Consider the following 14,110-nt stretch of genomic DNA (forward strand, 5'->3'; position numbering starts at 1 on the left):
CCCTAATTTTATAATTTGGGACACAAAAAACCCAAGGTAGCTGAAAAAGCTGCTCCCTTGGGTTCAACCAATTTTATTTCGTTAATGACTCTGCTAATTCAACTAGGATTTGAACTTGTTTTTCTGTGAAAACTTTTTCACTTTTTGCTTTTACCTCATTGATAAATGCTTGCAATTGACCGTCTCTAGCATTTTTATTTCCTTTTTCCTCTGACGCTTTGGCAGTAGCAAGTTTTGCTCTTAAGGAATTAAGGAGCGTTTGCTTGCTATCTGCTTCAGTTGCAATGGTAGTTATTCCACTTTCTGCTGATAGGAACTGCTCTGTTAAGTTTCCTAAATTATCAAAGTTGACAAACACATGAATAGTAACGGCTTGGCTAGATTGGTTGCCGGCCTGATCAATTGCTTCTGCCTTAAAGGAATGACCGTCCAATCCAAGTTCAAAGGCAGGTGTGGAAATATCCTTACAGGAAGAAGAAGCGATACCCGATAAAGAATCCACCGCTTTACAATTGATAGCGATCTGCTGGTCAATACCAAACTCGGCCCCTTCTTTTACCGAGAAGGTAATTTCAGGTGCAGTTTGGTCAAGGCTGATCGTCACCGATTTCTTCGGTTCAATGTTTCCAGACTTATCTACACTCCAATATTGTAAGACATGCTTGCCATCTTTCTCGATCTTTGCAGATGTTCCACTTTGTTCTGCTGCACCATTTAGTGAGTAATAAGTTGCAGCAATTCCCGACCCAAATTCATCATCGTTGGCAGTGAAATTTACAGTAGCCGGCTTATTGTACCAGCCGTCCTTTTCTTCTCCCGCCACTTCATACTCTGTTTCCGGTGCTGTAACATCTTTTCTCTTGACTACCTCAATACTTGGAACGGGCGGTGTCGCCATCCCTTCACCGATAAAGAAACTAGCATGCGGCGGCTGGTTATAACCGATATTTTGCCAAGCAACAGACAATCTGTACTGTGGATCATGCATTAAGGTGTAAATTCTATGTTCCGCTTTTTCTGTAGTCATATACACACGTAAGGCACTGCTATCCTCTGTCCTCCAGATGACCTCTTCTCTCCAGTCTCCAAACAAGTCTGCCTGAAGTACCGGATTACCTTTGGTGCTATTATTGGATAGTGTTCCATCTGCCGTAAGCAAGTTTACTAATTTGTTATTTTTATAATCCCACTTGTCAATCGTGCCTACCCCCGTACCTTTTTCTGCATCCCATTTATGGTCCACTAATTCACGTTGTAAGTCACCGTCCCACCAAATGGCGAAGTTACTCGTTGGGATGTTATCGGAAATTTTTTCACCCTCTGCCGAATAAAGTCCACCAACACGACTGTTCCATTCACCAGAAATGGCCCATGCCTCTTCACCTTTATATCGAGGGTCGATGTCAGCTGTAAGACCACGGCCAGTATCCTGACCTGTTTTGACACCCCAAAGGATTTGTCCGGTTTCCGCATCACGCATATCATAGCCATATGGCGAATCTGTATGTTCTTGAACTCCGAAAACTTCAAGTCCAGGACGATCAGGAATAAAATCGCCGACATGAAGGGCGTCCCCGTGACCTAAACCAGTGGTATATAAGCCCTTGCCGTCATCATCGACAACCATTTGACCATAAATAATTTCATCCTTGCCATCTTTATCGATATCAGCGACACTTAAGGTATGATATCCTTGACCGGCATAGTCGCCATTGCCTTCATCATTGGAATCGAAAACCCATTGCTTAGTGAGCTTCCCTTCTTTCCAAGTGTACGCGGCCAATACCGTTCTTGTGTAATATCCTCGAGCCATGATGATGCTTGGGTGTTCGCCATCTAAGTAGGCAACTCCTGCTAGGAAGCGGTCAACACGGTTACCATATGAATCTCCCCATGCCGAAACATCACCGCGCGGCGGATCATAGTCGACCGTTGACAACGCCTTTCCTGTCTCTCCTTCAAAAACAGTTAAGTACTCTGAACCTTGTAAAATATAACCTGTGCTATTTCGATGGTCGGCATCCGCTCTGCCAATCACTGTTCCTTTTCCATCTACTGTTCCATCGGCTGTTTTAAAAACAACCTCAGCTTTGCCGTCACCATCAAAATCGTACACTAAGAACGGTGAATAATGAGCACCGGCACGAATATTTTTACCTAAGTCAATACGCCACTTTAAAGTACCATCCATCTCATAGGCATCCACATAAACGTTTCCGGTATAACCTGCTTGTGAATTATCCTTGGAATTGGAAGGGTCCCATTTTAAAACTAGTTCATATTTACCATCACCGTCTAAGTCTCCTACACTCGCATCGTTCGCCCGATAGGAATACGGGTCACCAAGCGGTGTAACACCATCCTTTGGTTTTTGAAGCGGGATGTCCAGGTGATTTTTATTTAATACCTTAGCAGTATCCTGCGATTTTCTTTCCTTACCGTTGATGACGGCTCGGATTTCATAAACAGAATCTGCTTTTCCGTCCTTATCTACATAGTTGGTGCTGGTTGTAACAGGAGTTTCATTGATCTTTTTACGGTCACGATAGACGTTAAAGCTAATATCAACTGGATCTGTACCAAGCATTCTCCAGCTTACGTAAACACCATCATCTGTCTTAATTGATACTGGTGCCCGATCAATATCTTCCATTTGCCGCTTTAAAACTGTTACTGCGGGCGTTTCAAGACTTTCAGAAAGTTCTGAGATTCCACCAGCATTCACGGCTGCCACTTTGTAAAAATAAGAAATCGTAGTTAAAACTGTCTTATCCTGATAGGAGGGACTTTTCGATTTGCCAATTAGTTGGTACGGGCCATCCTGTTTTTTGGAGCGGTACACATTGTAAGTGATTGCACCATCCACTTGACCCCAGCTGATGGTAAGATCGTTTTTATTGACATCTCCAACGTTTAGGTTATTTGGCTGGGCTGGTACCGGCTGTGATGGATCTATCATCTTCACTTCAAGCGGCAAGGAAGGGACAGTTTCCACGTTGGCATGATCAATCGTTGTGACCACATATTCATACTCTAAACCTACATCGACTGTGGTGTCTTTATAAGAATTGTTATTTGCATTTCCAATAAATACAAAATCCTTTGTTCCGGCAATTTTTCGGTAGACATTATATTTTTCTGCATCATCAACAAGTTTCCAGGAAAGGGAGACAAATGGCTTGTTGATATCCAGCGACTGTTCTTCCACTTTTAATTCGGATGGAGCAAGTATGATCGGAGTGATTTCTAAGCCGTTTACAATTCCCGTTGAACCACCGAAGCTAAAATTCATTTGCCCATCCTTTACCGATACTTGTGATACAACCTTCGTAGTGTAGTTTTTACTCGGTGCGGAAATCGTCCCATAATCCTGCCCTTCAATGGCGAGGGTTGTTCTGGCACTGCCTAAGAAATCTCCTACATAAACCTTTACAGCATAAAGACCGTTCGGCAGATCCACATTAAATTTCCAGCCAACATTAAAGTAGCCGAGCCAATCGCGAAGCAAATCTCCTCCTGTGCTTCGGTCCCGTCCAATCATGCCAGTAGGGTCGACAATTCCGTACCCTTTTTCTTTCGTATATTTAGTCGATAGATTGACGCCAGTATAACCTTCCGCAATTGGATTACCTGCTAATCCAAAGTCATATTTCAATGTTGCTTTTTTAGTTGTGACTTGGGTAATTTCTGATTTCTCAGACTCCCCTTTTCCGTTAACGGCTGAAACCACGATATCGTAGGTTTTCCCTTCTTCCATTCCAGTAACATTTAGTTGCGGAATAGTCGCGCTGCCGATTAAAGAGAATTCCTTATCAGTTGAAAGCTTACGATATACCTTATAGATATCGGCTCCTTCGACCCCTTTCCAGGTTAAGAATGCTCCTGCATTACTAATACTGCTTGCAACCAAATTAGTAGGTTTTACAGGAATGTTGGCTGGAGGTTCAATACCGGTTACATAAGAAGATAAAGGAATATCTAGTTTTTTCACTTCTTCCGAGATTAATCGTGCCATTTGAATGGCCCCATATTCTTGGAAATGCGTATTATCTTGAGAGCCATTAGGAAAGGCCGTATAGATACCTGGATCTAATTGAAGGAATACGGAAAGCGAGCCTTCCGGACCAATCGTGTTGTAGTACGCTACACTGCGGGCACTCAAATCAACCACATCAACGTTTAATTCTTCAGCGACTTCTTTCATCCCCTGTACATATTCAGGGAAACTGACGTTAAACTTACCTGTGTCTGGATTAAAGTCCCGTCTGCCCATTGGCGTAACAAGGATTGGAATCGCACCGCGCTGCCGGGCACCATTAATATAGGTCTTTAAGTAGTTTTTGTAATCTGGTACGGATGCATATCGCTCAGGAACACTTATCGTCGCATCATTATGACCAAATTGAATAAAGAAATAATCATTTGGTTTGATTTCACGCAAAACGGTATCTAATCTGCCTTCATTAATAAACGACTTTGAGCTTCTGCCTCCAATGGCATGGTTTTTAAAAGTAATATCCGAACTGAAAAAGCGGGAAATCATCTGTCCCCATCCAGCTTGCGGTCGCCAATATTCATCATAGGTTTGTACCGTCGAGTCCCCTGCTATGTAAACCGTTGGAAGTTCTCCTGCGACTCGTTCCGGGAGTTTTTCAATGGTCAAGCCATTTAGTTTAGGATTTGTCCCTGTCAGCTCAATTGTTAATTGACCATCAACGAGGGCGATATCAAAGGTTCGTTCCAGATACTCGCCGGCACCAACGGTTGTATCTTGAACCTTTTGGATATTCTCCGCCTTCAAGCCTACTACCGTGCCTTCTGTCTCATCTCCTGAAACCACGGTGACTGTATAGTCTCCGTTTGGAAGATCCACGTTAAAGGCCGTTCCCGTAGTGGAAATGAAGTCTGATTTTAACTTATCAGCGGTTTTCCTGTCGGCTGAAGATACCTTAGAAGGATCAGCAAATCCATATCCCTTTTCAGCCGAGTATGAGGTCTCTGAAGAAACTTGAAGATAACCTTCTGTTACTGGACTAGAAGGTGTTCCAAAATCAAACTTTTTAGTTAAGGGGGTTTCTGCAGCCGATACCTGTAGAGCAGCAGCTGGGATTGAAGCCAAAATCAGCAAAAAACTAAGGATGGTGGTCATCATCCTTTTCAGCTTATACCTTTTGATTAACAAATCATTTCCTCCTCTTCACCCATTACTTGCGATTTAGCATGCACGCGATAATCCTGACACCTCCCTTTTTGTTGACAACGCTTTCAACAGATATCTTACCTCTAACGTTTTACTTCTGAATATATAAAATTCAGACTATTCAGTTTAAAAAACAGTGATCGAATCAAAATGAGTAAATCCTACTATGTTTTAGCGGACCTTTTATCCTATATTCAAAAACAAAAGCCAGGGTAGTTAATTCTACCCTGGCTTCCCTTGTTTTCATCACGACTAAGCTAATAAAATAGACATAAATTCGTCGCCGGTGATGGTTTCTTTTTCTAACAGATATTTCGTCAGTTCATGCAATTTATCTTTATTATCCTCTAAAATCCGAATCGCATTTTGGTGACAAGATTTAATAATTTTAAGAATTTCCGCATCTACTTTGGCAGCTGTTTCCGCTGACACCATTAACGCAGTATCCCCGCCTAAATAGGGATTATTTACCGTTTCAAGTGCCATCATATCAAACTCTTCACTCATACCAAATCTAGTAACCATCGCTCGAGCAATCTTCGTAGCTTGTTCGATGTCATTGGAAGCACCGGATGTCACTGTTTTAAAGATAATCTCCTCAGCTGCACGTCCTCCCATATAGGTCGTGATTTTATCCAAGGCCTGTTCTTTTGTCATTAACACTGTTTCTTGCTCATCAACCTGCATGGTGTAACCCAACGCTCCAGACGTTCTTGGAATAATCGTGATTTTATGAACAGGAGCAGAGTGACTCTGCTTGGCTGCAACCAAGGCATGGCCAATTTCATGATAGGAAATTGTTAGTTTATCTTTCATAGAGATGACGGCGTTTTTACGTTGGTAACCAGCAATGACGACTTCGACAGACTCTTCCAAATCATTTTGAGTTACCTTGGTTCGGCCTAATCTTACGGCCCTTAACGCAGCTTCATTAATAATATTGGCCAAATCGGCACCGGATGCACCAGAAGTGGCTCTAGCAATCATATTAAAGTTCACATCATCCGCTAGTTTCACTTTTGCAGCATGGACGTTTAAAATCGATTCACGGCCTTTCAAGTCTGGTAATTCAACCGGTACTCTTCGGTCAAAACGTCCTGGTCTTAAAAGTGCCTTATCAAGTGTTTCCGGTCTATTTGTAGCGGCAAGGATAATGACACCTTTATCAGCATCAAACCCATCCATTTCCGTTAACAGCTGGTTCAAGGTTTGTTCCCGTTCATCATTACCCCCAGCCATTCCAGAATTTCGGCTTTTCCCGATTGCATCGATTTCATCGATAAACACAATACATGGGGCTTTTTCCTGTGCTTGTTTAAATAAATCTCTTACTCTAGCAGCCCCCATTCCAACAAACATCTCGACAAATTCCGAGCCTGACATAGAGAAGAATGGAACCTTCGATTCACCAGCAACCGCTTTGGCGAGCATTGTTTTCCCTGTTCCCGGAGGTCCTACTAAGAGAGCGCCCTTTGGTATATTCGCTCCAATTTCTTTATATTTTTTTGGATTATGAAGGAAGTCGACGATTTCTTGAAGTGCCTCTTTCGCCTCATCTTGGCCAGCTACATTTTTAAAGGTAATTCCTGTTTCTGTTTCCACGTATACTTTGGCATTGCTTTTTCCAAATGATAAGGGACCACCGCCGCCCATCATTTTACCTTGCATTTTTTTCGTTAACCATTGACCAATTGCAATAAAAATAGCAAATGGAAGAATCCAAGAAAGGATAAAATTTAACAAAGGCGAGGTTTCTTTTGGAATTACCTTTGTAAATTTAACATCTGCTTTATGCAAACGGTCTACTAATTCAGGGTCTTCAATCGCCCCTGTTTTGTAAAGGACTGATTTGTTTGATTTAAACGAGATTGTGTTATCATCAATTTCAACCTGTTTAACTTGCCCTTTATCAACCATGGTTAAAAACGTTCCGTAATCAACTTCCTTAACGGAATGGTTCGTAATAGCTGGAAAGATAAATGAATTTAATAGCAGTATAATAACGATTATGATTCCATAATAAAATATTAGTGGCTTCTTTGGTGGTTTAACTCGTTTCACGTTTGTTCCTCCATTATGAATCCTTTCGGACTAATCCGCTTTTCAAGAGATTCATTTCAATTTTATAATTGGCCAACGCTTCATCATTCGAGAGGTCTTTGGCAAACTTTTCGACAACATTTCTCAAGGTAATCGTAAAGACAATTTGCAAAAGATGAAACAATTCTTTATGGTTTGAAATATTTAAGTTTCTCGTATTAAGAGAAGAAAGAAAATCGCTTAAGCTGCCACTATTTTCATGGCCCTTAAAGATTTTTGAAAAAGATAATTCGATTTTATACGTCATATTTAAAAACGCATTTTTTAAAAAGTGAACATCCTCTTCCTCCATGATGATGTGCTGGTAGAAGTCGACCATGGTATCAAAAAGATCTCCATCATATTTTTCAAGTAAAACAACAAAGTTATTCCGAATGGTAAGAACCAGTTCATTTAAGAGATAGAAAAAAGCATCCTCTTTATCTTCAAAGTATTGATAAAAGCTTCCGCGCGGGATATTAGCGGATTTAATGATATTTGAGATAGACGCATCATACAACGGAACTCTTGAAAACTCTTTTCTCATTGCCGCAATCAATGTCTGTTTTTTCTCATCAGGTAAATTGGTAAAGGTGACTTTGGGCAACGGCTACTCCTCCAATCGTAAACCACTATCTAATTAGTAGATATTATTCATATGACAGTCTGTCACTATGAAACTATTGTAAATGACAAAGTGTCATTTGTCAAAGTTTAAACTGAAACTTTGTCATTTATTAATGGTAATGAATTTTATATATTTTCTAAAAATTTTGTTGTTTTAATTGAAAATAATTGATACTATTATTTTCGTTGAAAATTTTTCAAACAGGGGGTTATAAAAATGGGCAAAAAGTCCATCATTGTTTTACTATCCATCGTGCCTTTTATCTTTATGCTGGCAGCCATTCCATTTGTTAACCGGATTCATCCAATTATTTTTGGATTACCCTTCCTGGCGTTTTGGTTATTTTTCGGAATGCTAGTCACTCCTTTATGTACCTTTGCGATTTACAAATTACAAAAAACAGAAAGAAGTGCTGAGTAATGCAAGGAAATCTTACAGCTTTGTTCATTACAGGAATCATTGTTTTAGGGGTTGTCTTAATAGGATTTATATCCGGCAGAGATAAATCGAACAGAAGTTCAGTCGAAGAATGGTCTGTCGGCGGCAGGCGGTTTGGGACCTTGCTCGTCTGGTTCTTAGTCGGCGCTGACCTTTACACGGCTTATACCTTTTTAGGATTAACTAGTACAGCTTACACTGGTGGAAGTCTAGCTTTTTTTGCGATTCCATATACCATCATTGCGTACTTTATCTCCTATTTCTTCCTTCCTAAGCTTTGGAAGTTTTCAAAGAATCATAAAATAACAACACTAGCCGATTATGCCAAGGTGCGATTTAATAGTAAATTTTTATCCTTCTTAATCGCAGTGGTCGGAGTGTTAATGCTTATCCCTTACATAGATTTGCAATTAGCGGGAATTCAAGATACATTAACAGTCGCGGGAACAGGGTTTATTAATGTAAAAGTTGTCGTCATTATATCCTTCCTTTTAGTAGCACTATTTACATTTTTCAGCGGGATTAAAGGACCAACTTATACAGCAGTTATTAAAGACATTTTAGTGTGGGTGATTATGTTATTCCTGGTTGTGAATCTCCCTATCATTCATTTCGGAAGCTGGGGAGCGATGATTGATAAGGTAGCAACCGATTCACCTCAGCTCTTAACCATCCCTACATCGGGACCTAAAGGAATCCCATGGTTTTTAACTGCTTCGTTAGTATCCGGCCTGGCTTTATTTATGTGGGCCCATGCGGCTACAGGTGTTTTTACTGCAAAAAGTGCCGATGCGCTTAGGAAGAATGCTATTTTTCTTCCATTATATAATATCGTTTTAATCCTATTAATTTTTCTAGGTTTTGTGGCCTTCCATGTTCTTCCTGAGGGGACGAATCCAAGATTTGCTCTTTTAAATTTGATCCAAGTTTCTTATGGAGGAGTCGTCCAAGGTTTAGCTTATTCAACGATAGCACTTGCTTCACTAATACCTTGTTCCATCATGGCAATTGGGGCATCAAATTTGTTTGCCAATAATATTTACCGTGATTTAATTAATCCGAAGGTCCAACCAGCGAAATTAACATTAGTTACTCGTTGTATGGTATTTGTTGTTATTGGACTTGCACTAGTGTTTGGTATGATGTTTCCTTCCGCCCTCGTTTCATTACAGTTACTAGGGGTTTCCGGAATGGTACAAATTTTCCCGGCCATTGTGTTCAGCCTTTTTTGGAAAAATCAAACAAAGGAAGCTACCATTGGGGGATTACTTGTTGGTCTAGTGGTTACCTTCACTGTTTATGCAACGGGAAAATCGTTTGGTATTTATGAAGGTTTCTGGGGACTATTGGCCAATGTGATTGTAACGGTGGTTCTAAATCCATTGTTTGTGTCTAGAATTAAAAACAACTCAATTCTTGAACAGTTATTTGGTAATCAGCAGAATTTGAATAAAGGGGCTTAATAGCTGAAAAAGACTTGCTTTTTTAAGAAAGCAGGTCTTTTTTTAGTTTGGACGTAGATTGTAAGCTATCTCATTCTCTCCAAAGGAATTGGGAACCTATTCAACAAGAATACGATCCAAATAATCGATAACCCCCATGCCAAAAGGGGGTTTTTAAAATGGATTCTAAACATGTTGAACATAACAATATTAAATAGGACTGACCACGTCATACTCCAGCCATGATAATGATTGATTAGGTTCAAATAATGTAAATTTATGTATTCTAATATTGAATAAAGAAAAATCCAAAAGCTTACCCACCCAGCTTGTTTCCATTTGGATTTCGGAAAACGTCCTAAATATAGAAAGATCGTTGATGGATAACCAATAAACATGATGATTATACTGATAATAGTATGATTTCTTAAGATGTTTTTAGCAAACATCGTTTCTTGATAACTCCACATCCAATAATTGTAAAACAAGAAATTTTTTAATAAGTCTCCGACAATAAAGAACAAGATGGTTGAATAATAGAGACGCCAACTCCGCCAATCCCCCCAAATGATTGCTGCCAATAGGAAAACTGCCACATATAAGATGAGCATACTTTACACTCCGCTTTGTTTTATCTCTATTTTTTCCTATTGTTCTTTTAACATGTATGAAGGTTGATTTTCTGAAACGACTTTTGGGACAAGATTATTGGATTTCTAAAGATCGATCCCTTTATCGGTATGAACGGACAAATTCTCCGATTTAATAACCAGTTTTGTCCCCATCCAAATGTTCTTAGCTATCCATTTCTCCCATTTCCAATTGCCCCCGCTACATCGTAAAGATTAAAATCGATCTCTGTTGGCTTCCCTGCAACATGCTTAGCGAGCTCCGCACCAATGTACGGTCCACTCGTAAGCCCCGAGGCACCAAGACCATTTGCCACATAAATGCCATCATAATCAGGCAAAGCCCCCATCACCGGTAAAAAGCCCGGTGTAAAAGGCCTAAACCCCACGCGTGTTTCAAGATAAGTACTATCAGAAAGCCCTGGTGCAACTTCTAGAGCCTTATTCAAAATCTCTTGGATGCCGCCTGCCGTTACACGGGGATCAAAACCGGCTTCATTTTCATGGGTTGAACCAACGACCACTCGTCCATTTTCAAAAGTAAGGATATATTGATTACTAACCGGCATGACCACAGGCCATGAACCAGTATCTGCATTTGGCAATTCAAGATGGATGATTTGCGCCTTTTGCGGCTTAACGAAAAACTCAACCCCTAAGGGCGCCAATAACTCTTTCGACCAAGCCCCTCCGGTTACTATGACCTGATCCGCCGGCAGCAAAGTCCCCTCCAAGTGAATACCCATAAAACGTTTGCCCTCTGTAACAATCGATGCATTCCCTCTCAATAACGAAGCTCCATGTTTTTGTGCGGCCCTCATCAGGGCATCACGAACAGCTCTGCCATCCACCCGTGCCCCGCCACTTACATACACAGCCCCATATTCGTCCGCTAAAGCCGGGAATAAACTCTTTGTTTCAGAAGGACTCAAAATACTAATTTCTCCGATTTCAGGGGCATCCTCACGGCGTTTTCTTGCCCGCTCTGCCATCTGTTCAAGCTTTTCAGGAACCGTATGCAGATTAATAGCGCCGACACGTTTATACCCTGTATTTGTTTCACCATCTGCTTCCAGCTGCGCAATTAACTTCGGATAATAACTTGCACCACCTTTCGCCAGTTCATACCAGGCTTTATTCCGCCGCTGCGAAAGCCAAGGACATACAATTCCAGCTGCCGCATCAGTGGCTTGACCTGAATCATAACGATCGATTACCAGAACTTCTGCACCTAATTTGGCTAAATGGTAGGCGGTGGACGCGCCAAGAATTCCCGCACCTATAACAATAATTTTCATAAGTCACCTTTTTTAGTTTAGTTGTTCATTCCATATGTAAATTCAAATCTAATAGTATCAAAATAGTGAACCGAATGAAACATTTGTAGTAGTTTTATCACCCGTATAGAAAAAGCTAATTTGGTAAAACTAACCACGCTGCGGACACATATAAAGGGGCCGTTACATTGAAATCAAAAAAGCAATTAAAAAAACAAATGGAAAATAAAACAGTTTTGATCTGGAAGATGGGAGTGGCCTCTGCCCTATCATGGGAGATTGCAAAACTAGCAGGGTCTACCCATCCCTACTTGGCACCCATTTCGGTTATTCTTTGCTTACAAACAACGATCGACCGTTCGATTCGTTTCTCCTATCAAAGAATGGTAGGAACCGTTATTGGTATCGTTATTGTCGTACTATTGGAACCTTTTGTGAACGTAAATGGCTGGACGTTGGGGAGCTTGATCATCGTTGGATGCTTTATCGCAAAATGGTTAAAACGTGAAGAAACTGCGATCCATCAAGTCGCTTTAACTGTATTGCTTGTCTTTGTATTGGGGAAAAAAGCTGGGGACTATCCAATCGATCGGTTTCGTGATACCTTAATCGGGGCACTCGCCGCGGTGTTGATTCAAATGATGATCCACCCGCCAAATTATTCAAAACAAGCTTTAACCAAGTGCTCGGACTGCTCAAGCCATATCGCAAGTGTTTTTACGAAACTAGCACTATGGCTAGAAAACGGTTCTGATCTAACACAAGAAAAAGAACTGCAAAACGACTTGAAAAAACTTCAACAAGAGCTGCAACTCTGTAAGTTTGTTCTGAAAGATGCAAAAGAAAGTTTGAAATATAACCCGTTCGGACAAAAAAGTAACGTAATACTTGAGGAATGTGACCAAAAAATGATGTTATTTTCAGAGGGGTATATTTACCTGAAAACAACGGTAGACACTTTTATTGCCTGGGCTAAAGCAGGGTCTCTCACAACAACTGACCAAATTACTTGGGCAAATCAACAATCCACAATAGCTCATTTTTTTACACAGAGTATGGGTCAAGAGGAATCAAGGAATCTTTTAACGATATCGCTCCCTGCAGAACAAAAGAACCATCAATACCAGGTGGCACTCTATCAAGGGACATCTCTTTTTTTAGAAAAAATAAAAACCGTTACCTGACCCTCATCACATCACTGTAAGCTTGAGGGTCAAGTACTGGTTATACTCCTCGTTTATTACCCCATAATAACGTATGCAATTGCGGCAGAACTTTAACGTTATTAAGGTCCGGATCCAACATCACTTTATCAATAAGACGCTCATATTGATTTAATAAATCGACTAGCAGCTTCTGGTTATCTGCTGTGGTGATATCATGATTACCAACCTGCATAAAGAAAGGAACGCCAGGATAGCGGTGGTGAATAGTTCTTGCATACTCATAATCATGTTCATCAAAAATGACGACCTTTAAGCTCACATTACTTTCTTTCAGGTTTTCAATAATCATATCTAATACTTCGAAATCCGTTACCATGTTGGAACTTGGCGGTTTCGGGGAAATCGTTAATTCATCAATCTTAACAAACCAATCCTGCCACTTGCTCCCCTGTGTTTCCAATCCAATTTTGATCTGATGATCCTGCAAAATATCGATCAATGCATCAAGATTTTTTAAGAGAGCAGGATTTCCACCAGAAATGGTGACAAAAGAGAAATTGTCCCCGCCAATTCGTTTTAACTCGGTCCAGATCTCTTCTGCTTCCATCATCCGGATATCGTCTTTCCCTGAACCATCCCATGTAAAGGCAGAATCACACCAGCTGCAGGAATAATCACATCCGGCGGTTCTGACAAACATCGTTTTTTGGCCAATAACCATTCCTTCCCCTTGAATCGTTGGTCCAAAAACTTCCATTACGGGAATTTTACTCATTTTCCATCCACTCCCGTCTTGCTTCAGCGTAGCTTGTTGGAGTTTCAAATAAACGGACAAACTCCACCCTTGCTCCTGCATACTTTTCTTGTCTTTCCGATTGGTGTAACGCCTCTGCCATTTTCTCATAAATCCATACCACCATATTCTCTGCGGTTGTATTCATCGGCGGCAGTGTTTCATTTAAATAGCGGTGATCAAGGAAAATTTCAATTTCATTTTTCCAAATGTCTTTAATATCTCCGAAATCCATCATCAGGCCCCGCTCATCTACAAAACCGCTTAACCCAAAGATAACTTTATAGGTATGGCCATGGAGGTTTTTACACTTGCCATCATAGCAATGCAAATGATGTGCAGCATCAAAGGTAAACTCCTTGCTGACGAGTACTCGTTTGTAATGGTACTTTAATTGATTCGGCTGGATATCCTCATTAATTTTTTGCAGCTTATCGACAATACGGAAACCATACATT

10 protein-coding genes are annotated in these 14,110 nt (G+C 40.6%); 3 read left to right on the forward strand and 7 right to left on the reverse strand.

Going from position 1 to position 14,110, the window contains the following annotated elements:
* Nucleotides 1–73: 73 nt before the first annotated feature.
* From L1999_RS29650 to L1999_RS16600, 3 genes are all read right to left on the reverse strand, one after another.
* A complete protein-coding gene (locus tag L1999_RS29650; protein ID WP_430539971.1) occupies nt 74–5,182 on the reverse strand; it encodes a rhamnogalacturonan lyase family protein in 5,109 nt (1,702 codons plus the stop codon).
* Between the two features lie 270 nt (nt 5,183–5,452).
* Entirely contained in the window at nt 5,453–7,261 is a 1,809-nt protein-coding gene (gene ftsH / locus L1999_RS16595; RefSeq protein WP_235739559.1) for an ATP-dependent zinc metalloprotease FtsH, read from the reverse strand.
* A 13-nt stretch (nt 7,262–7,274) separates the two neighbouring features.
* Complete coding sequence (locus tag L1999_RS16600) at nt 7,275–7,886, reverse strand: TetR/AcrR family transcriptional regulator (protein ID WP_235739560.1); 612 nt, start codon at nt 7,884–7,886, stop codon at nt 7,275–7,277.
* Nucleotides 7,887–8,123: 237 nt separating this feature from the next.
* Between L1999_RS16600 and L1999_RS16605 the strand changes: the two genes are divergently transcribed.
* A complete protein-coding gene (locus L1999_RS16605; protein ID WP_235739561.1) occupies nt 8,124–8,327 on the forward strand; it encodes a DUF3311 domain-containing protein in 204 nt (67 codons plus the stop codon).
* Nucleotides 8,327–9,808, forward strand: coding sequence for a sodium:solute symporter family protein (locus tag L1999_RS16610; RefSeq protein WP_235739562.1), 1,482 nt, complete (start codon nt 8,327–8,329; stop codon nt 9,806–9,808). Before L1999_RS16605 ends, L1999_RS16610 begins: the two co-directional genes overlap by 1 nt.
* A gap of 65 nt (nt 9,809–9,873) precedes the next feature.
* Here L1999_RS16610 and L1999_RS16615 read toward each other — a convergent pair whose 3' ends face one another.
* Together L1999_RS16615 and L1999_RS16620 are read right to left on the reverse strand one after the other, a co-directional pair.
* Nucleotides 9,874–10,398: a CBO0543 family protein gene (locus L1999_RS16615; protein ID WP_235739563.1), complete on the reverse strand. Its 525-nt coding sequence runs from the start codon at nt 10,396–10,398 to the stop codon at nt 9,874–9,876.
* Nucleotides 10,399–10,586: 188 nt separating this feature from the next.
* Nucleotides 10,587–11,714 (reverse strand): NAD(P)/FAD-dependent oxidoreductase, encoded by a 1,128-nt coding sequence (locus L1999_RS16620; protein ID WP_235739564.1) that lies wholly within the window; start codon nt 11,712–11,714, stop codon nt 10,587–10,589.
* Nucleotides 11,715–11,881: 167 nt separating this feature from the next.
* On the opposite strand from L1999_RS16620, the gene L1999_RS16625 reads away from it, so the two are divergent.
* Nucleotides 11,882–12,877: an FUSC family protein gene (locus L1999_RS16625; protein ID WP_235739565.1), complete on the forward strand. Its 996-nt coding sequence runs from the start codon at nt 11,882–11,884 to the stop codon at nt 12,875–12,877.
* Between the two features lie 40 nt (nt 12,878–12,917).
* On the opposite strand, the gene queE is transcribed toward L1999_RS16625, so the two are convergent.
* Together queE and queD are read right to left on the reverse strand one after the other, a co-directional pair.
* The gene (gene queE, locus L1999_RS16630) at nt 12,918–13,634 is read right to left on the reverse strand and encodes a 7-carboxy-7-deazaguanine synthase QueE (protein WP_235739566.1); all 717 of its coding nucleotides are present in this window, start codon (nt 13,632–13,634) and stop codon (nt 12,918–12,920) included.
* Nucleotides 13,627–14,109 carry a 6-carboxytetrahydropterin synthase QueD gene (gene queD, locus L1999_RS16635; RefSeq protein WP_235739567.1) on the reverse strand — a complete coding sequence of 161 codons (483 nt, stop codon included), beginning with the start codon at nt 14,107–14,109 and terminating at the stop codon, nt 13,627–13,629. Before queD ends, queE begins: the two co-directional genes overlap by 8 nt.
* Nucleotide 14,110 lies beyond the last annotated feature (1 nt).

The organism is Neobacillus drentensis (genome assembly GCF_021560175.1).
GTDB lineage: Bacteria > Bacillota > Bacilli > Bacillales > Cytobacillaceae > Neobacillus > Neobacillus drentensis_A.

Excerpts from the sequence above, each read along its gene's own strand:
- L1999_RS16605 (WP_235739561.1), top strand. The coding sequence starts at position 8,124 with ATGGGCAAAAAGTCCATCATTGTTTTACTATCCATCGTGCCTTTTATC.
- L1999_RS16615 (WP_235739563.1), bottom strand. The coding sequence starts at position 10,398 with ATGCTCATCTTATATGTGGCAGTTTTCCTATTGGCAGCAATCATTTGG.
- L1999_RS16610 (WP_235739562.1), top strand. The coding sequence starts at position 8,327 with ATGCAAGGAAATCTTACAGCTTTGTTCATTACAGGAATCATTGTTTTA.
- queD (WP_235739567.1), bottom strand. The coding sequence starts at position 14,109 with ATGTATGGTTTCCGTATTGTCGATAAGCTGCAAAAAATTAATGAGGAT.
- queE (WP_235739566.1), bottom strand. The coding sequence starts at position 13,634 with ATGAGTAAAATTCCCGTAATGGAAGTTTTTGGACCAACGATTCAAGGG.
- L1999_RS16620 (WP_235739564.1), bottom strand. The coding sequence starts at position 11,714 with ATGAAAATTATTGTTATAGGTGCGGGAATTCTTGGCGCGTCCACCGCC.